Source organism: Cupriavidus mimosae, assembly GCF_023952485.1.
GTDB classification, from domain to species: domain Bacteria; phylum Pseudomonadota; class Gammaproteobacteria; order Burkholderiales; family Burkholderiaceae; genus Cupriavidus; species Cupriavidus taiwanensis_C.
The window spans coordinates 38,107-56,305 of sequence record NZ_JALHRY010000010.1; the positions used below are offsets into that span (position 1 = coordinate 38,107).

20 protein-coding genes and 1 pseudogene are annotated in these 18,199 nt (G+C 66.8%); 14 read left to right on the top strand and 7 right to left on the bottom strand.

Annotated features, from left to right (window positions below):
* The first annotated feature begins 128 nt into the window (after positions 1 to 128).
* Entirely contained in the window at positions 129 to 1,052 is a 924-nt protein-coding gene (locus MKD50_RS18940; protein WP_115701049.1) for a LysR family transcriptional regulator, read from the top strand.
* A gap of 16 nt (positions 1,053 to 1,068) precedes the next feature.
* Here MKD50_RS18940 and MKD50_RS18945 read toward each other — a convergent pair whose 3' ends face one another.
* Positions 1,069 to 1,410 (bottom strand): AsnC family transcriptional regulator, encoded by a 342-nt coding sequence (locus MKD50_RS18945; protein ID WP_252668206.1) that lies wholly within the window; start codon positions 1,408 to 1,410, stop codon positions 1,069 to 1,071.
* A 152-nt stretch (positions 1,411 to 1,562) separates the two neighbouring features.
* Between MKD50_RS18945 and MKD50_RS18950 the strand changes: the two genes are divergently transcribed.
* The gene (locus MKD50_RS18950) at positions 1,563 to 2,033 is read left to right on the top strand and encodes an Lrp/AsnC family transcriptional regulator (RefSeq protein WP_115701045.1); all 471 of its coding nucleotides are present in this window, start codon (positions 1,563 to 1,565) and stop codon (positions 2,031 to 2,033) included.
* Here the strand turns inward: MKD50_RS18950 and MKD50_RS18955 are convergent, their stop codons facing one another.
* A complete protein-coding gene (locus tag MKD50_RS18955; RefSeq protein ID WP_115702542.1) occupies positions 2,034 to 2,564 on the bottom strand; it encodes a riboflavin biosynthesis protein RibA in 531 nt (176 codons plus the stop codon).
* A 262-nt stretch (positions 2,565 to 2,826) separates the two neighbouring features.
* Between MKD50_RS18955 and ribA the strand changes: the two genes are divergently transcribed.
* The 3 genes from ribA to MKD50_RS18970 all read left to right on the top strand — a co-directional run bounded on the left by ribA (position 2,827) and on the right by MKD50_RS18970 (position 5,429).
* Complete coding sequence (ribA, locus tag MKD50_RS18960) at positions 2,827 to 3,423, top strand: GTP cyclohydrolase II (RefSeq protein ID WP_115701042.1); 597 nt, start codon at positions 2,827 to 2,829, stop codon at positions 3,421 to 3,423.
* 106 nt (positions 3,424 to 3,529) lie between these two features.
* A complete protein-coding gene (locus tag MKD50_RS18965; RefSeq protein WP_115701039.1) occupies positions 3,530 to 4,009 on the top strand; it encodes a MarR family winged helix-turn-helix transcriptional regulator in 480 nt (159 codons plus the stop codon).
* 49 nt (positions 4,010 to 4,058) lie between these two features.
* Positions 4,059 to 5,429 (top strand): serine hydrolase domain-containing protein, encoded by a 1,371-nt coding sequence (locus MKD50_RS18970; RefSeq protein ID WP_240070810.1) that lies wholly within the window; start codon positions 4,059 to 4,061, stop codon positions 5,427 to 5,429.
* 73 nt (positions 5,430 to 5,502) lie between these two features.
* On the opposite strand, the gene MKD50_RS18975 is transcribed toward MKD50_RS18970, so the two are convergent.
* The 3 genes and pseudogenes from MKD50_RS18975 to MKD50_RS18985 all read right to left on the bottom strand — a co-directional run.
* Positions 5,503 to 5,961 carry a nuclear transport factor 2 family protein gene (locus MKD50_RS18975; RefSeq protein ID WP_172582382.1) on the bottom strand — a complete coding sequence of 153 codons (459 nt, stop codon included), beginning with the start codon at positions 5,959 to 5,961 and terminating at the stop codon, positions 5,503 to 5,505.
* Positions 5,962 to 5,992: 31 nt separating this feature from the next.
* Positions 5,993 to 6,997, bottom strand: a complete 1,005-nt coding sequence (locus MKD50_RS18980) for a Bug family tripartite tricarboxylate transporter substrate binding protein (RefSeq protein WP_252668207.1) — start codon at positions 6,995 to 6,997, stop codon at positions 5,993 to 5,995.
* 82 nt (positions 6,998 to 7,079) lie between these two features.
* Positions 7,080 to 7,673 (bottom strand): annotated as a pseudogene (locus MKD50_RS18985) (NAD(P)-dependent oxidoreductase); the annotation flags it as partial.
* Between the two features lie 4 nt (positions 7,674 to 7,677).
* Between MKD50_RS18985 and MKD50_RS18990 the strand changes: the two are divergent.
* The 9 genes from MKD50_RS18990 to MKD50_RS19030 all read left to right on the top strand — a co-directional run bounded on the left by MKD50_RS18990 (position 7,678) and on the right by MKD50_RS19030 (position 16,041).
* Positions 7,678 to 8,472, top strand: a complete 795-nt coding sequence (locus MKD50_RS18990) for a LysR substrate-binding domain-containing protein (RefSeq protein ID WP_252668208.1) — start codon at positions 7,678 to 7,680, stop codon at positions 8,470 to 8,472.
* A 311-nt stretch (positions 8,473 to 8,783) separates the two neighbouring features.
* Positions 8,784 to 9,626 (top strand): dioxygenase family protein, encoded by an 843-nt coding sequence (locus MKD50_RS18995; RefSeq protein ID WP_240987528.1) that lies wholly within the window; start codon positions 8,784 to 8,786, stop codon positions 9,624 to 9,626.
* 42 nt (positions 9,627 to 9,668) lie between these two features.
* Positions 9,669 to 10,418: an SDR family NAD(P)-dependent oxidoreductase gene (locus MKD50_RS19000; RefSeq protein WP_240070806.1), complete on the top strand. Its 750-nt coding sequence runs from the start codon at positions 9,669 to 9,671 to the stop codon at positions 10,416 to 10,418.
* A gap of 38 nt (positions 10,419 to 10,456) precedes the next feature.
* Positions 10,457 to 11,341, top strand: a complete 885-nt coding sequence (locus MKD50_RS19005; protein WP_240070805.1) for a beta-keto acid cleavage family enzyme — start codon at positions 10,457 to 10,459, stop codon at positions 11,339 to 11,341.
* A 39-nt stretch (positions 11,342 to 11,380) separates the two neighbouring features.
* On the top strand, positions 11,381 to 12,358 hold the full coding sequence (locus MKD50_RS19010) for a quinone oxidoreductase family protein (RefSeq protein WP_252668209.1): 978 nt from the start codon (positions 11,381 to 11,383) through the stop codon (positions 12,356 to 12,358).
* Positions 12,355 to 12,696, top strand: a complete 342-nt coding sequence (locus tag MKD50_RS19015) for a cupin domain-containing protein (RefSeq protein ID WP_115682623.1) — start codon at positions 12,355 to 12,357, stop codon at positions 12,694 to 12,696. The genes MKD50_RS19010 and MKD50_RS19015 overlap by 4 nt, the downstream gene beginning before the upstream one ends.
* Before the next feature lie 108 nt (positions 12,697 to 12,804).
* The gene (locus tag MKD50_RS19020; RefSeq protein WP_240072126.1) at positions 12,805 to 13,899 is read left to right on the top strand and encodes a porin; all 1,095 of its coding nucleotides are present in this window, start codon (positions 12,805 to 12,807) and stop codon (positions 13,897 to 13,899) included.
* Between the two features lie 42 nt (positions 13,900 to 13,941).
* A complete protein-coding gene (locus MKD50_RS19025) occupies positions 13,942 to 14,925 on the top strand; it encodes a tripartite tricarboxylate transporter substrate binding protein (protein ID WP_252668210.1) in 984 nt (327 codons plus the stop codon).
* 84 nt (positions 14,926 to 15,009) lie between these two features.
* Positions 15,010 to 16,041 carry a LacI family DNA-binding transcriptional regulator gene (locus MKD50_RS19030; protein WP_252668211.1) on the top strand — a complete coding sequence of 344 codons (1,032 nt, stop codon included), beginning with the start codon at positions 15,010 to 15,012 and terminating at the stop codon, positions 16,039 to 16,041.
* A gap of 164 nt (positions 16,042 to 16,205) precedes the next feature.
* Here the strand turns inward: MKD50_RS19030 and MKD50_RS19035 are convergent, their stop codons facing one another.
* The gene (locus MKD50_RS19035) at positions 16,206 to 17,594 is read right to left on the bottom strand and encodes a tripartite tricarboxylate transporter permease (RefSeq protein ID WP_252668212.1); all 1,389 of its coding nucleotides are present in this window, start codon (positions 17,592 to 17,594) and stop codon (positions 16,206 to 16,208) included.
* A gap of 30 nt (positions 17,595 to 17,624) precedes the next feature.
* Positions 17,625 to 18,131: an ABC transporter permease gene (locus tag MKD50_RS19040; RefSeq protein WP_252668213.1), complete on the bottom strand. Its 507-nt coding sequence runs from the start codon at positions 18,129 to 18,131 to the stop codon at positions 17,625 to 17,627.
* Positions 18,132 to 18,199: the final 68 nt, after the last annotated feature.

Consider the following 18,199-nt stretch of genomic DNA (forward strand, 5'->3'; position numbering starts at 1 on the left):
GTGTTGCTCCGGTAGAGGTCTGGCGCACAGTGTCGGTTTGCCCATAAAATGAATCAAGCGACAAGTTTTAAACAACGTATGAACCAATTTCATATCATGGCTGGCAGGCGGCGACGCGGAGGCGGTGCATGATCGAGGTCCGCCATTTGCGTTCGCTGGTGGCCATCGCCGAATCGGGCAAGCTGGCCACGGCGGCCGAACGGGTGCATGTCAGCCAGTCAGCGCTGTCGCATCAGATCAAGGCGATCGAATCGCACTACGGCGTGCCGCTGTTCGACCGCACGCGCCAGGGCCTGCGCTTCACGCCGGCGGGCGAGCGCCTGCTGGCGCTGGCGCGCGAGGTGCTGGCCGCGGTCAGCGCGGCCGACCGCGATATCGAACGGCTCAAGGGCGACACCCGCGGCGAGTTGCGCGTGGTGCTGGAATGCCATACGTGCTTTGACTGGCTGATGCCGGTGATGGATGAATTTCGCCGGCGCTGGCCTGAAGTGGAGGTGGACCTGGTCGCGGGCTTCCATGCCGATCCGATCGCGCTGCTGCGCAACGGCCGCGCAGACATGGTGATCGGCTCGCAGCCGGCGGCGCGGCGCGGGCTGGAGGTGGCGCCGCTGTTCCGCTTCGAGATCCTCGCGGTCATCGCCAACGAACACCGTCTGCGCAACAAGCGCCGCATCGAAGCCCCGGACCTTGCCGGCGAAACCCTGATCACCTACCCGGTGCCCGAGTCACGCATCGACCTGATCCGCGAGGTGCTCGAACCCGCCGGCATCCACCTGGAGCGGCGCACCGCCGAACTGACGGTGGCCGTGCTGCAACTGGTGGCGAGCCGCCGCGGCGTGGCGGCACTGCCCAACTGGGGCGTCAAGAATTACGTCGACCACGACTACGTGCTGGCCAAGCGCATCGGCGTGAAGGGCCTGTGGAGCGAACTCTACGCGACCGTGCCGGCCGCGCTGGCGCGGCGGCCGTACGTGGCGGATTTTGTCGCGATCGTGCGCGATACCTGCGCAGCGCAGCTCGACGGCATCGAACTGCTGGCGCCGGCGGCGTAGCGGCGCCCGGATCGATTCACGCCGTCAACATCAGTTCGGCGGACCGGTCGCGGCGAGCGGCCGCGCGCGGCGCCGGTTCCGCCACCGTGTCGTCGTCCGGATCCTCCACGTCCGCCACCAGCAATTCCACGTCGAAGCCGTTATCGAGGCGGCGCAGGAACAGCCACAACAGGCCGGCGTCATCTGCCGTCAGCGTGGCATGCATCACGGCTTGCGGGGCGGCATCAAAGCTCAGCTGCTGCGGCGCAAGCCCGGTACGGCGCGCATTGGCCAGCACCCATTCCATGGCGCCGAACAGGTCGGCAGGGGCAAGTCGCAGCGACAGGCGCAGGGTGGGGAGATGGCGGGAGGCTGGCATGTGTCGTTTCCGGCAGTCGATCTATGCCGGTAAATTTACCAGCGGTGCCGCAAAATTGGCTTCCTGATTTTCTCCATATATGCGTCAAGATTAGGTGATCCATCTTCATTTGATAGAATATCAGGGAGATTATTCCTAGCAGGTGGTGTTTGATGGCACAGTCACCCAAACTCGACGACACCGACCGCCGCATCCTGCGCGAACTGCGGCGCGACGGCCGCCTGTCCAATGCGCGCCTGGCGGAGCAGGTGGGCCTGTCGGCCACGCCCTGCTGGAACCGCGTGCGCGCGCTGGAAGAAAGTGGGGTCATCGAAAGCTATGCCGCGCTGCTGAACCAGAAGGCGCTGGGCTTGCCCGACACCGTGCTGATCGAAGTCACGCTGGAGCGGCACGACGACGACATGCTGTACCGCTTCGGCAAGGCCCTGGCGGAACTGCCGGAGGTGATGGAGGCCTACCTGCTGACGGGCGAATACGACTACCTGATCAAGGTGGCGGTGGCCGGCACGCAGGGCTATGAGGAATTCCTGCGGCACAAGCTGTACAAGCTGCCCGGCCTGCGCCACAGCCGCTCGACCTTCGTGCTGCGCACACTCAAGCGCGAGACTTCGGTCGAGCCGTGATCAGGCGGTCCTGAGCACTTCGTTGGTCGTGTTGCGCAGGGCGCGCAGGGCCTCGTTGCATTGCTGCGGCGTGGTCGGGTGCACCAGCACGGCCCAGCGGCCATGCTGCACCGCCTCGCGCACCGGCGTGATCACCAGTTGGTGGTCTGGCCGCGCGGTCATCAGGCCCGCCAGCAGCATGCCGAACATCGCCCCCAGGAACACTGCCGCGCCGGCCGCAAGGCCCGGGCTCTGCATCACCGCGTCGACTTCCTGCCGATGCAGGATGCCGACCACGGCGAGGCCGACAATGATGCCCAACGCGGCCATGATCAGGTGCGAGCGCACCGCGGTGTGGACGATGCCGTCGTTTTCGGGCTCGAGCTTGCGGCCGAAATGGGCCTCGTACGGGTGCACCAGCCGCACCTGCCCCCGCTTCAGGTGTGCCTCGTAGCAAACGCGCTCGGCGGCGCCGCTGGCCGCGAGCTTGGTGTCGAACAATGCTGCGAGCTTGGTGCCGGCGGCCTCGGCATTCAACGGATTGGCTGTCATGGCGAACTCCTGCTGCGGCCGTGCCACGAGGCGGGAGCTGCGCATTGTTTCCGTGCCCGCGGGGGACGACCCATGTCCTGTATACCGAGTCTAGGGACCCGTTTGAAGCGGGTGCATAAGTCGACGGCGCTTGCGCTTGTAGGAATTGGCCGACCACCCCTGCAGCCAGGCCCGGCGGGGATTTCCAGCGCGAATGTCCGATTCCGCTCATAATGTCGGCGGTGCCGGGCTGCGCCCCCGCCTTTTGACCAAGAATTCCGGTATGAACGACACAGAAATTGAGCTGATCGATTCGGCGCGCCTGCCGACGCGATTCGGCGACTTCACGGCGCACGCCTTCAAGGGCGCCGATTCAGGCATCGAGCACCTTGCCCTCAGCGTGGGCGATGTGGCGGGCGACAACGTGCTGATCCGCATGCATTCCGAATGTCTGACGGGTGACGTGTTCGGCTCGTGCCGCTGCGATTGCGGGCCGCAACTCGAACTCGCCATGGAAAAGATCGCCGCCGAGGGCCGCGGCATCCTGCTGTACCTGCGCGGCCACGAAGGGCGCGGCATTGGCCTGGCGGAAAAAATCCGCGCCTACCGCCTGCAAGACGGCGGCCTCGACACCGTCGACGCCAACCTGGCCCTGGGCCAGGCCATCGACGCGCGCAACTACGCCTTTGCCGCCGACCTGCTGCACCAGTGGGGGGTCAAGTCCGTGCGCCTGATGAGCAACAACCCGCTGAAGGCCTCCGCGCTCGAGAAGGCTGGCATCACCGTCTCCGAGCAGCTGCGCCACATCGTGCCTTCCAACGCCGAAAACGAGAAATACCTGGCGACCAAGCGCACGCGCATGGGACATCTGCTCGACTGAGCGCGCTTCGCGCGTGTTGCCCCGGCAGCGGCATTTATTGGCCCATATAGTTGCCAATGGAAACTATTGACCATAGAATCAATTGGCCGCCCCACCTACCGCCCACATGTCCAACGCAACCCGCTCGACCCACTCCATCCTCGAATTCATGTCGTTCCGCCTGAACCGGCTCTGCGAAATGACGAAGAATTCGGCCTCCGGCTTCTACGAGCGGGAATTCGGCATCGGCCTGCGCGAACTGCGTGTGCTGCGTTTCGCCGGGCTGGAACCGGGCTTGACGCTGACGCGCTTGATGGAACTGGTGTTGCTGGAAAAAACGGTGACGTCGAAGCTGGTCACCGCGCTGGCAAAGCGCGGCCTGCTGCGTCGTGAAGTGGGCGAAGCCGATGCCCGGCAGCTGAACCTTTACCTGACGCCGGCAGGCGAAGCCCTGGTGGCGCAGACCTACCAGCGTGGCGACGTGCTGGAGAAGATGTTCCTGTCGGTGCTGAGCGAGGCAGAAGTAAAGACACTGGATCGCTGCATCGACAAGCTCACCAACGCGCTCATCGCACATCAGCAAGGCGCGGAAGCATCGGCGGACTGAGGGCGAGGGCGGCAATCCGCTGACCAAAATAACCAATGAAGGAGACAGCATGTCGTTGAAGCCCCATCGGCAATCCCCGCGGTCATGGCGCCGCCTGGCTGGCGTGGCCCTGTTCGCGGCGAGCCTGCCAACGTGGAGCCAGCCTGCAGCCAGCGCGGCCAGCGCAGCGCCTGCGGCCGCCGCACCGGCGACGACGGTGGCGGCGGCGCTGGCCACCGATCCGAACCTCATGGGCTGGATGCAGGGCTTTCCGCCGCCGCCGGACAAGCTCATCACCCATGTGCCGGGGGGGAACCGGTTTCCGCGCAACCGCTGGCTGTTTTCGCATGTGCGCGAACTGGGACCGACTGCATCGGTATGGCGCGGACCCGGCCCGGCCAGCACGCTGCCGCGCGCGGAGCAGGCCATCGGCGCGATCCCGTTCACCGATGCCGACGGTACCCGGCGCACCTTCGACGAGATGCTGGCGCTGACCTATACCGACGGCATCCTGGTGATGCACCAGGGCAAGGTCATCTACGAGCGCTATTTCGGCGCGCTCGACAGCCATACGCCGCATATCGCCATGTCGGTGACCAAGTCGTTCGTCGGCACGCTCGCCGCAATGCTGGCGGCAGAAGGCAAGCTCGACCCGGCCGCGCCGGTGACGCGCTATCTGCCGGAGATGGCCGGCACCGCGTATGGCGATGCCACGGTGCGCCAGGTGATGGACATGACCATCGGCGTGCGCTACTCCGAGGACTATGCCGATCCCAGGGCCGAGGTCTGGGACTACGCGCGTGCCGGCGGCATGCTGGCCCGACCCGCAAACTACAACGGCCCCGGCACGTTCTATGACTTCCTGAAGACGCTGCAGAAAGACGGCAGCCACGATGCCGCGTTTGCCTACAAGACCGTCAATGCCGAGGTGCTGGCGTGGATCGTGCGCCGCGCCTCGGGCCAGTCGCTGGCGAAGCTGCTGTCCGAGCGGATCTGGCAGCCGATGGGCGCCGAGCAGGACGCGTATTTCACCGTCGACAGCATCGGCACCGAATCCGGCGGCGGCGGGCTGAACACCACCCTGCGCGACCTCGCGCGCTTTGGCGAGACCATCCGCGGCAACGGGCGCTTCAACGGCAAGCAGATTATCCCGGCATCGGTGGTGGCCGATATCCGCCGCGGCGGCAGCCGCGAGCTGTTTGCCAGGTCGGGCAGCGCGACGGTGTTGCCGGGCTGGAGCTACCGCGACATGTGGTGGGTGTCGCACGACAGCCACGGCATGTTCCAGGCTGCCGGCATCCACGGCCAGCGCATCTACATCGACCCGCAGGCCGAACTGACCATCGTGCGCTACGCCTCGCACCCGGTGGCCGGCAATGCCGCCAACAACGCGATCACGTTCCGGGCCTTCAGGGCGGTGGCGGAAGCGCTGTCGCGGTAGCGCGGTGCGGCCAGGCGGGGCCGGATGCGGAATGTCCGTCCTGGCTCCGCCTTGCGTCACCGGCTCCGACCCTTTACCTGGGCTGGTTCACCGCCTGCCTGGCGAGCAATTGCCAGCCCGATGGCTGATGCAGCCACACCGACAATACTTGCAGATGCACGGTGGTGGGGGGCTTGCCAGCGGGATGGGTATCGGCGTCGAACGTATATCGGATGGTTGCGACCTCGCCGACCACGTCGATCTTCCGGTCTGTAAAGTCAAGGCGTGTGAATTTCGAGGTGCCAGTCAGGAGCGCCTTCACGAGGCTGTCCTTGGTATCGACCTTGGCCGACGAGTGGCCGTAAGTCAGCTGCGCATGCAGCAAGGCGTCGAGCTGTGCCGGGCTGGGTGCGAGCATGGCGGCGCGAAGCCTTTCGTTGGCGGCGGCGAGTTCCTCTGAGGCGTCCGATGTCTGAGCGTACAGCGCGGGCGATGTCGCCACGACGAGGGCCGGCAGCAGCGTACTCAGGGTCCGGGAAAGCAGTGCGATCATGGTGTCTCCTCTTCGATTTTGCCTGTGCCGATCATTCCGCCTTGATGCCCTGCTCGCGGATAACCCTGGCATACCGCGTGGTATCCCGTGCCATCACAGACGCAAACGCCTCTGGCGTGCTGCCAGACGGCACCGCGCCCTGATCGGCGAGTGTTTGCTTTACCTTCGGATCGGCCAATGCGGTGCGCACGTCCTGCGCAATCTTGCCGACGATCGCCGGCGGCGTGCCGGCGGGTGCCAACAGGCCTATCCACGAGATCGAGTCGTAGCCGGGTAGCCCGGCTTCCGCCACGGTCGGCACGTCGGGCATGAGTGGTGCGCGCTTGTCGCTGGTCACGGCCACGGGTTTGAGCTTGCCGCCTTTGATAAGGCCCATGGTTTCGTAGAGCGTCGCAAAGGCATAGTTCACGTGCCCCGCCATCACGTCCGCCACGGCCGGGCCGCCCCCCTTGTAGGCCACGTGCAGCATGTCGACGCCGGCCTGCCGGGCAAAGACGGCGCCGGCAAGATGCATCGAGCTGCCGCTGCCGGAGCTGCCGTACGTGACCTTGCCCGGCTCGCGCTTGCCCGCCGCGATGGCCAGCGGCACGGTGTTGGCGGCGTTACTGCTGGCGGTGACCATGACCAGTGGCAGTTCCGCCACCAGCGACACCGGGGCGAAGTCCTTGACGGCGTTGTAGGGGACTGTCTTGTACAGCGTAGGGTTGATCGAATGCGTACCGATGTTGCCCATCAGCAGGGTGTAGCCATCCGGCTTCGTCCGCGCCACGTAGGCGCTGCCGATCTGGCCCGCGGCGCCTGGCTTGTTCTCGACGATGACGGCGTGACCCCACAGTTCGGCCAGGCGTTGCGCGATCAGGCGTGCGCCGGTGTCGGTGCCGCCGCCCGGGGGGAAGGGCACGACGATAGTGACGGGCCGCTCGGGATAAGCGCCGGCGTGCGCGGGCTGGGGGGCGATGGCAACGACAGCCGCAACGGCCAGCCAGCCTGGTGCAAGCAGTGAAAGGGAGTGAGCTAGCGGAACGCGGTATGGCATGAGTGTCTCCGGGAAATTTCTGTGGCGCTCTTGACTGGCGCCTGTTCGATGAAGCGATGGCCGTCGGCGAGGACGGGCGGGCCTATGCCAGCACTGTGTCCGGCGGGCGCTGACCGGACAGGCCGGCGCGGAGGTTGGCCAGCACGATCTCGCCCATCGCGTCGCGGGTTTCCCACGTGGCGCTGGCGCGATGGGGCTGGACCACGACGTTGTCCATCTTCAGGAGGGCGGCGGGCACAGCGGGTTCATCGGCAAACACATCCAGCCCGGCGCCGGCGATACGACCGGATGCCAGCGCGCGCACCAGTTCCGGTTCGTCCACCAGCCTGCCGCGCGCCACATTGACAAGTACGCCGTGCTTGCCGAGCGCCTCGAGCACGGCGGCGTCCACCACCGGCTTTGCGCCATCGGCGGACGCGGCCAGGACCAGGGCGTCGCAATTGGCAGCCAGCGTGGCGATGTCCGGCATAAAGGTGTAAGGCACGTCGGTGAATGCGCGCAGGTCGGTGTACGACACCGGGCAGTCGAAGGCCGCCGCGCGCGCGGCAATGGCCCGGCCCACACGGCCAAGGCCGACGATGCCGACACGTTTGCCGCTGAAGCGGTGGGCCAGCGGTAGCGGAGCCTTGCCCCACTGGCCGGCGCGCACATAGCGCTCGGCCTCCGTCAGGCGGCGGTACATGCTCGGCGTGCGGCTGTTCGACCGCAATAGCCGCGCGGTGCGGCTTACCGCAGCCGGCGCGGCGCTGCTCGATGACGCCCGGCGCCTGCTCGCGCTGGCGGGACACGCGGTCGACACGGCGCGCCGGATCGACCAAGGCGTCAGCGGCAAGGTGCGGATCGGTTTTACCGCGGTGGCGGGCTACGATCTCGTGCCCAACCTCATCGCCAAGGCAGGCGAGGCGCTGCCGGAAATCGAGGCGACGTTGCACGAAATGGTCACGGTCGCGCAGGTCAGTGCGCTGCAAGCCGGCACCATCGACCTCGGCTTTATGCGGCCAATCGCTGACATGGACGCCGAACTGCAATGGCGCCTGGCCGTCAGCGAGCCGCTGCAACTGGCAATGCCGGCGGGGCACGCGCTGGCGCAACGCGAGCAAATCTTAAGCAAAGACCTGGCGGGCTTGCCGTTCATCCAGTACTCCGCTACCGAGGGCAAGTATTTTCACGACCTCATCGGCTCGGTGCTGGCGGGCACGTCGCGGCCGCCGCGTGTCGTCCAGCAGATGAGCCAGACCCACAGCGTGATCGCGCTGGTCCGCGCAGGCCTTGGCGTGGCGCTGGTGCCAGCGTCGGCGCGCCACCTTCACTTTCCGCATGTGCTGTTTCGCCCGATCTGGCGCGACGACGTGCGGGCCGAATTGCATCTGATCTGGCGAGAGGCGACACATAACCCGGCGTGTCGTGTTTTCGCGGACTTTGCGGCCGCATACCTGGAACGGCGGGCGCAACAGCCAGTCCCCGCTGCTCTTTGATCCAGAAGGCTGGCCGCGGGTCACAAGCCAGTTGCTATCTCCGCACTTTGCTACGCCTACGGGTTTGTCCCAGCCTCGCGCCGTAGCGCCTTGAATTTATTGAGCTAATCGACGCTGTCGTGCCATCCGGCCCGCGCTGCGCGGCGAATTCGCCTTGACCGGATTTCGCCGGCGACGATAATGCAAACACTGCAAACGTTTGCAAAGGAGGTCAGGTGGATACATACCTGGAACACGAGCGGCGACCCCTGGACGGCGCGCTTTCACTGGTCGACGACGAGCAGTCGGTGACCCGCATCGTCGAGGCCGCCATGGCGGATACGCCCGATCCGCGCCTGCGCTTTGTCATGGGCGCGCTGGTCAGGCACCTGCATGCCTTTGTGCGGGAGGCGCGCCTGACCGATGCGGAATTCGAGTTAGCGCTCGAGTTCGTGGCCCGGCTGGGTCAGGCCACGCATGCCACGCACAACGAAGTCGTGCTGGCCGCGGACGTGCTCGGGCTGTCGACCCTGGTGACTGTGATGAACAACGGCACGCGGCACGGACGCACGCCGGGGGCGCTGCTGGGCCCGTTCTACCGCGCCAACGCGCCGCGCTATGCGTGCGGCGACTGCGTGGTGCAGGACAACGCGCCCGGCCTGCCGCTGTTCGTCAGCGGCACGGTGCGCGCCACCGACGGCACGCCGCTGCCCGGTGCGCTGGTCGAAGTCTGGCAGGCTTCGCCGGTGGGGCTGTACGACAACCAGGATCCGGCCCAGCCCGACCGCAATCTGCGCGGCTGCTTCCATGCCGATGAAGGCGGTCACTACCATTTCCGCTCGGTGCGCCCGGCAGGCTATCCGGTGCCGACCGACGGCCCGGTGGGCACCCTGCTGGCCGCGCAGCAGCGCCATCCGTACCGGCCGGCGCATATCCATTTCATCGTCGCGGCGCCGGGCTACCGCACACTGGTGACGCAGGTATTCGCCGACGAACCAGCCCAGCTGGAATCCGATGTCACCTTTGGCGTGCACCGGCAACTCGTCGGCCAGCTGCAGCGGCACGACCACGGATACAGCCCGTGGGGCAGCGTGCCGGCGCCGTTCTTTACGCTCGCGTTCGATTTCACCCTCGAGCCGGGCGAGCAGACCTTTCCCAAGCCGCCCATCGACTGAACCGGGCCCTTCGCATCATCCCTGACTACACACATCGAAACCATGAGCGCCTCTTCTCTTTCCGGCAAGGTAGCCGTGATCCTCGGCGGCAGCGGTGGCATTGGCCTGGCGGCTGGCGAGACGCTGGCGCGCCTGGGCGCCAGCATCGTGCTGGCCGGCCGCGATGCCGACAAGGCGGCCAGCGCCGCGGCCGCGCTTCCGGCCGGCAACCACCTGGCCGCGGTGGCCGAGATCGGTGACAGCGCATCGCTGCGCAAGCTGGCCGACGCAACCAGCCATCACTACGGTCGCGTCGATATCCTGGTGAACAGCGCGGGCTTTACTCGCGCCATTCCGCATGATGACCTCGACGCGCTGGACGACGCCCTGATCGACGCGCTGTTCGCCATCAACTGGCGCGGCCAGTTCGCGGCGATCCGCGCCTTCGCGCCGCTGCTGCGCGCCAACGGCGACGGGCTGGTGGTCAATGTCGGCTCCATCGCGGGCCGCACCGGGCAGGGCAGCAACGTGGCCTACTGCGCCGCCAAGGCCGGCCTGGACGCCATGGCGATGTCGCTGGGACGCGCGCTGGCGCCGGCGATCCGCGTGCTCAATGTCTCCCCGGGCGTGGTCGACACCGGCTTCGTGCCGGGGCGCGATGACAGCTTCAACGAGCGCGCCGCCCGGACCACGCCGCTGCGCCGCATCGGCCAGGCGCAAGACGTGGCCGATGCCATCGCCGCCTGTGCCACTTCACTGCGCTTTGCCACCGGCACCACCATCGTCGTCGATGGCGGCCGCCAGCTGGGCTAGGCCGCAGCCAAGCCAATCACGCAACTTCTGACCACGCCATGCATGCACGCAAGACCATCATCACCTGCGCGGTGACCGGCAACATCGTCACCCCGGAACAGCATCCCGGCCTGCCCGTCACGCCGGCACAGATCGCCGATGCCGCGCTGGAGGCCGCCGAAGCGGGCGCCGCCGCCGCCCATATCCATGTGCGCGACCCGGAGACCGGACGCCCGTCGATGTCCCTCGACTATTACGCCGACGTCATGGACCGCATCCGCAAGCGCAACCGGGCGCTGATCATCAATCTCACCACCGGGCCGGGCGGGCGCTTCGTGCCGAGCGAGCACGAGCCGCGCGTGGCCGCGCCCGGGACCACGCTGCTGCACCCGTCCAAGCGTGTCGAGCATATTGCCGCGTTGCGGCCGGACGTATGCTCGCTCGACCTGAACACCATGAATTCCGGCGCCGACGTGGTCATCAATACGCCCGCCAACGTGCGCAAGATGGCGGACATCATCCGCGGCGCCGGCGTGATGCCGGAGCTGGAGATCTTCGATTCGGGCGACCTCAACATGGCCCTCGATTTCATCCGCGAAGGGGTGCTGGACGGCCCGGGGCTCTGGACTTTCGTGCTGGGGGTCAAGTATGGCTTCGCGCCCACGCCGGAGACGATCTTCTACGCCCGCAACATGCTGCCCGCGGGCGCGCACTGGTCCGCCTTTGGCATCGGCCGCGCTGAATTTCCCATCGTCGCGCAGGCGTGGCTCGCCGGCGGCCATGTGCGCGTCGGCCTGGAAGACAACATCTACCTGGAGAAGGGCGTGCTCGCGCCCGACAACGCCGCGCTGGTCGCCAAGGCGCGCGATATTGTGCGGTCGCTCGGCGGCGAGCTGGCCTCGCCGGCGCAGGCGCGCCGCACGCTGGGCCTGCGCGAGGCCTGAGGCAACGCCGCACCGGATTCCAACCAAACCGAAACCATCATGAACGCTATCCGAGTCAACCAGAAAGCCAACGATATCGAGACCCTGCAGCTAGAACTGCAAGGCATGCCGCGTCCGCAAGCCGCGGCTGACCAGTGCATCATCGAAGTCGCCAGTGCCGGGGTCAACCCCAGCGACGTCAAAGCCACGCTGGGCCTGATGCCGCATGCGGTCTGGCCGCGCACGCCTGGGCGCGACTATGCCGGCCTGGTGGTCGATGGCCCGTCGCAGCTGCTGGGGCTGCAGGTGTGGGGCAGCGGCGGCGAGCTGGGCATTCGCCGCGACGGCACCCATGGCAAGTACCTGCGCATCGACGCGGCCTCGGTGCGCGCCAAGCCGGAATCGGTATCGCTGCTGGAAGCGGGCGCGGTGGGCGTGCCGTTCATCACCGCCTATGAAGGACTGCGCCGCGCGGGCATGCCGCAGGCCGGCAGCACCGTGCTGGTGTGCGGCGGCAATGGTAAGGTCGGGCAGGCCACCATCCAGATCGCCACGGCACTGGGCGCGCGTGTCTTTGCCGTGGAGCGGACGGCCCAGCCTTACCGCGGCCATGCGAGCGGCGCGGTCCGCATGATCGATGCCAGCCGCGAGCCGATTGCCCAGGTCGTGCGCGAAGAGACCGGCGGGCACGGCGCGGACATCGTCTACAACACCGTCGGCAGTCCGTACTTCGAGCAGGCCAACCGCAGCATGGCAATCGGCGCCACGCAGATCTTCATCTCGACCATCGAGAAGCCGGTGCCCTTCGACATCTTCGCCTTCTATCGCGGCCAGCACACCTATGTGGGCGTCGACACGCTGGCGCTCGACAGCAACGCCTGCGCGCGCATCCTGGACCAGCTGGCGCCGATGTTCGCCAGCGGCAAGCTGCGGCCGTTCCCGGTACTGCCCGATTACACCTATTCGCTGGCGCAGGCCACGGAGGCCTACCGTGCCGTGCTGGCGGGCGCGGCGGAACGCGTGGTGCTCCAGCCATGAACGTCACCCGGTTCGCCCAGGCGCCGGCGTATTTTCCGGCGAATCATGAGGGCATGCATTGCCTGCGCCTGCAAGGCCATGAAGCGGGGCCCGCGGCGTCCCTGTGGCTCGGCGTCTCGGTGCTGCTGCCGGGCGGGCATACCGCGCTCGATGCCTCGGCGGTGGAAAAGCACTACGTCGTGCTGGAAGGCGAGGTCTGCATCCGCACGTCGGAACAAGCGGCGCTGCTGGGACAGTTCGATTCGGTACGGCTTGCGCCCGGGGAAGCGCGCCAGGTATCGAATCCGGGCAACCGGCCCGCAATGCTGCTGCTGGCGATGCCGTTCCCGGCCACCTGATTTTTTGAGACTGTTCTGCAAACGATTGCAAAACCTCGGGATCGCTTGCCAGACGACAACCACCACAACCACAACAAGCAAAGGGAGACACCCATGACAATCGCCCCCATGCGCGGAAGGGCCTGGCTGCTGGCCGCCAGCGCCGCGGCCGGCTGGGCCGGGCAGGCTGGCGCCCAGTCCACCGTGACCCTGTACGGGCGTCTTAACACGGCACTCGAATATTCCCGGGCCAGCACGGCCACCGACGGGACGCATCTCGGCGGCACTGGCCGCCTGACCAACAACCGCTCTGTCTTCGGCATGCGCGGCGAAGAAGGACTGGGCGGCAGCCTGAGGGCCATCTGGCAGATCGAGAGCAATCTGTCGCTGGATAACGGCCAGGGCCAGATCGCTGGCCGCAATTCGCGCATCGGCCTGCAGGGCAAGGCCGGCACCCTGTTCATGGGCCACTGGCAGACGCCCTATACCGAGGCGACCGCGGGCTATGACCCGTATTACCCCACCACCGCCGGTTACATGGCGCTGATGGGCAACGGGTCGGCGTCGAGCTCCGACAACGTGCAGGACACCAGCGCCTTCGACCGCCGCCAGAAGAACATCATTGTCTACAAGACACCCTCGCTGGCGGGGTTCAGCGGTGCCGCGGCCTGGGGTGTCAACGAGGAGAAGACCAGTGTGCCGCGCAATCCGGCGCTGTACTCCTTCTCCGCGGCCTATGACAACGGTCCGCTCAACGTGGTGCTGGCATACGAACTCCACCAGCACTACCAGACCGCCGGCCGCAATGACGATGCGATCAAGGCGGGCGTGTCCTACAAATTTCCCAGCACGACCGTCGCGCTGCTCTATGAACGGCTGCACTACCGCACCGCCACCGGCGACCTGACGCGTAACGGCTACTACGCGTCGCTGGTGCAGAAGCTGGGCCCGGGCAGCGTGCGCGTGGGCGTGGCGCTGGCCGGCAATGGCGCAGGCAGCGCCACGGAGACGGTGGGCTTTTTCCGCAGCGGTGCGGAGACTGGCGCCACGCAGGTGACGGTGGGCTACGACTATCCGCTGTCCAAACGCACCGCGCTGTACGCCTACTACAGCCGCATCCATAACAAGCGCAATGCGATCTACGACTTTGCCATCAATGAACTGGGTGTCAGCGCCGGCGCCGACCCACAGACCTTTGCCCTGGGCATGCGCCATTTCTTCTGAGGCGTGCCGCTTCGACCCGATCCGGTAGTGAGGAGACAGACCATGATTCGATCCATCCGAGGCGCCGTGGTGGCGCTGAGCTCGTCCTTGATGCTTGTCGCCGCGCCCGCCGCGGTGGCCCAGGCGCCGTACCCCGCCAAGCCGATCCGCCTGGTAGTGCCGTTTTCGGCGGGCAGCGCCACCGACATCCTGGCGCGCATCATCGGCACCAAGATGAGCGAAGGCGGTACCTACCAGGTGATCGTCGACAACCGCCCGGGCGCCGGCGGCACGCTCGGCGCGACCGGCGTCGCCAAGGCGGCGCCGGATGGCTACACGCTGATCCTGGTGTCGGTCGGCCATGCGATCAACGCCACGCTGTATCCCAAACTGGCTTACGACACGGTCAAGGACTTCGCGCCGGTGTCGCTGGTGGCGACGGTGCCCAACGTGCTGGTGGTCAGCGCCGGCAGCAAGTACAAATCGGTGCACGACCTGGTGACGGCTGCCAGGGCGGCGCCGGGAAAGCTGAATTTCGATTCGGCTGGCTCCGGCAGCTCCACGCATCTCAGCGGCGAGATGTTCAGGATGCAGGCCGGCATCGACATCGTCCATATCCCGTACAAGGGCACGGGCGAGGCGCTGACCGACGTCATGGCCGGCCGCGGCGACATGATGTTCGCCCCGACGGTGTCGGCCATGCCGTTCGTGCGGCAGGGCAAGCTGCGCGCGCTGGCGGTCACCACGGCCAGGCGCAGCAGTTCGCTGCCCGATATTCCGACCGTGGCAGAGTCCGGCTTGCCGGGCTATGCCTTCGACTCGTGGTTTGGCATCCTGGCGCCGGCCGGCACGCCGAAGGAGATCATCGATACCCTCAACGCCGAGATCGGCAGGGCGCTGGCGGCGCCCGACGTGCGCGATCGGCTGGCGGCGCAGGGCGCCGAGCCGAAGCGCTCGTCACCGCAGGAATTCGCCTCGTATATCCAGGCAGAGATCGGCAAGCTTGCGCCGGTCATCCGCCAATCCGGGGCGCTTGCGGGGCAGTAGCGCCGCGCGGAGCGGGGCGCCGGGAGACGGATTGCGCGCTGGCTTAAAATGGCGTACTCCCATCCTTCCCGGCCCTCACCCTACATGCCCGAGCGCAAGCGCCTCACCCTCAAAGACCTGGCCGCCGAGATCGACGTGCATTACTCGACCGTGTCGCGGGTGATGAACCCGGCGACGCGGCATCTGGTGGCAGAAGACGTGGCGGCGCGCGTGCTGGCCGTTGCCGAGGCGCGCGGCTTTTCCCCCAACCGCATTGCCGCCGGCCTGCGCACCCAGCGCTCCGGGCTGATCGGCGTGGTGCTGCCCGATATTGCCAACCCTGTGTTTCCGCCGATCCTGGCCGGGATCGAGGTGGTGCTGGCGCAGCAGGGCTACGTGCCAATCGTGGTCAACGCGGGCAGCGACAAGCGGCGGCAGCGGTTCGTGATCGACCAGCTGCTCGGGCGGCAGGTCGAAGGGCTGGTGCTGGCCACCGCGGAACGCGAGGATCCGGTGCTCGAGTATTGCCTGGCACGGCACGTCCCAGTGGTGACGGTCAACCGCGGCGAAGGGTCGGGCAGCGTGTCTTCCGTGGTGAGCGACAGCGTGCGGGCCATGCAGCTGACCGTCGATCACCTGATGGAACTGGGTCATCGCCGCATCGGGCATATCGCCGGGCCGGCATCGCTGTCAACCGGCTACCTGCGCCGCGAGGGCTTTATCCAGGCCGTCAGGCGCCATCGCCTGCGTCGAGCGGACTGGCACGTGGTCGAGGCGTCCAGCTATTCCCGCAATGCGGGCCGGGTCGCCTGCGCGCAGCTGATGACCGTGTTTCCCGCGCTGACCGCGATTGCGGCGGCCAATGACCTGATCGCGATGGGCTGCTACGACTACCTGCGCGAGCAGGGCCTGGGTTGCCCCGACGACATCTCGGTCATCGGCCACAACGACATGCCCTTCGTCGATGCACTGACGCCGCCGCTGACGACCATCCGGATCGCCGTGCACGAGATGGGCGAGGAGGCGGCGCGCCTTCTGCTCAGGAAGATCAGCAAGCCGGCCTCCGATCCGGTCACCGTGCAATTGCAGCCCCACCTCATCGTGCGGGGTTCCACGGCGGCGCCGCGCAAGGCGTGAAACGCCGGCCGGGAGGGCGTGTGCCATTTTTGGCACTTCTCATTGCAAAACCTCTCACCGACTGCTCTTACCGTCAGCATTTGTCTGGCGCGCGTGCCACCCGGGAAGCTGAGGTGCGACCGACAGCATCGCTGATGAAGCGCCCCGTATCCGCAAGCTTGGAATCACCCAATCAGCTTCAGCAACGCCGGCACCGTCAGCACCGCCGTGTAGTAGCCCATGAACTGCACGCCCGTGTTGAACCCGATCGTCCTGGACAGCAGTCCACCCAGCAGCCCCATCGTCAGGATCACCAGCAGGCCAAGAAGCTGGCCCTCCCAAACGCTGATCACCAGGATCAGGCCGACGAAGGTAGCGATGATGGCTTCGTGGGAGATCCTGCGGGACACGAACAGTGCGGCACTGCGCGCGTAGTTCATGGCGAACGGGTAGGAGACCAGCGCGGCCAGCAGGACGGCGAGAAGCCCGTAGCCCAGGAACTCCCAGTGGTTCAGGAGGTTGTGCAGGTTATGCGTCTGGCCCGAGGCGGCATCGACGGTGAATACCGGCGGCGCGTTGAACAACGGCGCGGCAGGGCCGGCCGCTACGGGGCTCAGCGGCAAGCCAAAGGCGATCAGGGGGACCAGCGCCTCGGCAATATAGGTTGCTTCGGTCACGCCGTTGCGCGCACTGAGCACGGTGGTCAGGCGATGATAGGCATGTTTCACGCGCGCGCCGACAATTTCACCCAGGACCACGGTCATGGCCACGGGACTGAACACAAAGGTCGCACTGGACACCGCGGCGGTCGCTACCGTCCACTTGGTCTGGTCGCGGTCGAGCACCCGGAACGGATTCGGGAAGTATCCCGACCAGCCTTTCACATCGGGCGCGAGCGTGAACGTGCGCACCTTGTCGCGGCGCATGCGCGCGCTGTCCGCCGGGGAGATCACCGAGAACAAATCCGCAATCAGCGGGCCAATGGCAATGCCCAGGAAGTAGCTGATGCTGAGCTTCACGCCGAACTTCCCCGTGAACGTTTGCAGCGCGACGATGACGACGACGAACGGCACCAGCGTGGCAATCGAGGCCCAGCGCCCGGCGGAGCTGTAAGCGATGATCACGGCGGCCACGACGAAGATCCACGGCGCGGCCTTGGTGATCGCGGCGCCGAATGGGGCGAGCAGCACCGCGAACAGCACGGCGAGCGGCACCGCGACAAAGGCCGCGATGATCGCGCCCGAGATCATCTTGCGCAGGGCGATATGCGGCACGCCCAGGTTGCGCAGGTGGTTGGCATCCTGCAGCAAGGGCGTCGCCATGGTGTCGCCGGGAATGCCGAGCAGCGCAGTCGGAATCGCGTGGGTCATGTGCTTGGCGACGGCTCCCGCGAGAAAGAAGGTGAAGACCCCTTCGGGTGGCACGCCGAGCAACACGACGAGAAGGGTGAGCGGGGCGAGCGTGGTGGTTTCGTCGGTGCCCGAGATCAGCCCGATGGCGGCGAAGATGATGGCGCCGGCCAGGCCCATGCCCGCGGCAACGAGGATGTGGTTCAGTATTGCGGATTCAAGCATGATGTGTCTCCGATATTCTTGGGCAGGCGTTCACGTCGCGGTGGATTGGATGGGCACTGTGGACGCTGCAGGCGCTGCCGGGGAAGCGGCGTTGCCAATCGGCTCGATCCCCGCACTATGGCGTTCGCGCGATGCGAAGAGTTCGAACAACTCCAGCTCCTGCATCTCGCGCACGGCGGCGGCGGGCAGGTCGGCGACCGACCCGAGACCGCCAGATTCCGCGGCGAGCTTGTCGAGGACTTCCTCGCGCCAGCTCGGGTCGCCGGAGTCGTCTTCGGTGACTTCTCGCTTGGGCCGAAACAGGATTGCGCAGATGACGCCGGCAAGCAGGCAGCCGGCAAGGCCGGCCAGCATGGCGTAGGCGCGCGCCAGCTCCGGTGTCGCGACCAGCCCCGCCAGGAGGCGGCTTGCTACCAGGAAGCCCACGATGCTGACGCCGCCGCCAATCAGGATGGACCAGGCAAGATGGCCGGTATCCGCGGTGTCTCCCCAGACTTCGACCAGGGGCGACGCGAGTCGCGCTTCATTTGTTTTCATTGGGTTGCTCCGTAAGTTGGCCGGCATTGAGGCGCTCTGGCGCGTCGGCAGCTCTTGGTCGTGTGTTG

Coding starts and splice junctions, on each gene's coding strand:
- MKD50_RS18940 (WP_115701049.1), top strand. CDS start 129: ATGATCGAGGTCCGCCATTTGCGTTCGCTGGTGGCCATCGCCGAATCG.
- MKD50_RS18945 (WP_252668206.1), bottom strand. CDS start 1,410: ATGCCAGCCTCCCGCCATCTCCCCACCCTGCGCCTGTCGCTGCGACTT.
- MKD50_RS18950 (WP_115701045.1), top strand. CDS start 1,563: ATGGCACAGTCACCCAAACTCGACGACACCGACCGCCGCATCCTGCGC.
- MKD50_RS18955 (WP_115702542.1), bottom strand. CDS start 2,564: ATGACAGCCAATCCGTTGAATGCCGAGGCCGCCGGCACCAAGCTCGCA.
- ribA (WP_115701042.1), top strand. CDS start 2,827: ATGAACGACACAGAAATTGAGCTGATCGATTCGGCGCGCCTGCCGACG.
- MKD50_RS18965 (WP_115701039.1), top strand. CDS start 3,530: ATGTCCAACGCAACCCGCTCGACCCACTCCATCCTCGAATTCATGTCG.
- MKD50_RS18970 (WP_240070810.1), top strand. CDS start 4,059: ATGTCGTTGAAGCCCCATCGGCAATCCCCGCGGTCATGGCGCCGCCTG.
- MKD50_RS18975 (WP_172582382.1), bottom strand. CDS start 5,961: ATGATCGCACTGCTTTCCCGGACCCTGAGTACGCTGCTGCCGGCCCTC.
- MKD50_RS18980 (WP_252668207.1), bottom strand. CDS start 6,997: ATGCCATACCGCGTTCCGCTAGCTCACTCCCTTTCACTGCTTGCACCA.
- MKD50_RS18990 (WP_252668208.1), top strand. CDS start 7,678: ATGCTCGGCGTGCGGCTGTTCGACCGCAATAGCCGCGCGGTGCGGCTT.
- MKD50_RS18995 (WP_240987528.1), top strand. CDS start 8,784: ATGGCGGATACGCCCGATCCGCGCCTGCGCTTTGTCATGGGCGCGCTG.
- MKD50_RS19000 (WP_240070806.1), top strand. CDS start 9,669: ATGAGCGCCTCTTCTCTTTCCGGCAAGGTAGCCGTGATCCTCGGCGGC.
- MKD50_RS19005 (WP_240070805.1), top strand. CDS start 10,457: ATGCATGCACGCAAGACCATCATCACCTGCGCGGTGACCGGCAACATC.
- MKD50_RS19010 (WP_252668209.1), top strand. CDS start 11,381: ATGAACGCTATCCGAGTCAACCAGAAAGCCAACGATATCGAGACCCTG.
- MKD50_RS19015 (WP_115682623.1), top strand. CDS start 12,355: ATGAACGTCACCCGGTTCGCCCAGGCGCCGGCGTATTTTCCGGCGAAT.
- MKD50_RS19020 (WP_240072126.1), top strand. CDS start 12,805: ATGCGCGGAAGGGCCTGGCTGCTGGCCGCCAGCGCCGCGGCCGGCTGG.
- MKD50_RS19025 (WP_252668210.1), top strand. CDS start 13,942: ATGATTCGATCCATCCGAGGCGCCGTGGTGGCGCTGAGCTCGTCCTTG.
- MKD50_RS19030 (WP_252668211.1), top strand. CDS start 15,010: ATGCCCGAGCGCAAGCGCCTCACCCTCAAAGACCTGGCCGCCGAGATC.
- MKD50_RS19035 (WP_252668212.1), bottom strand. CDS start 17,594: ATGCTTGAATCCGCAATACTGAACCACATCCTCGTTGCCGCGGGCATG.
- MKD50_RS19040 (WP_252668213.1), bottom strand. CDS start 18,131: ATGAAAACAAATGAAGCGCGACTCGCGTCGCCCCTGGTCGAAGTCTGG.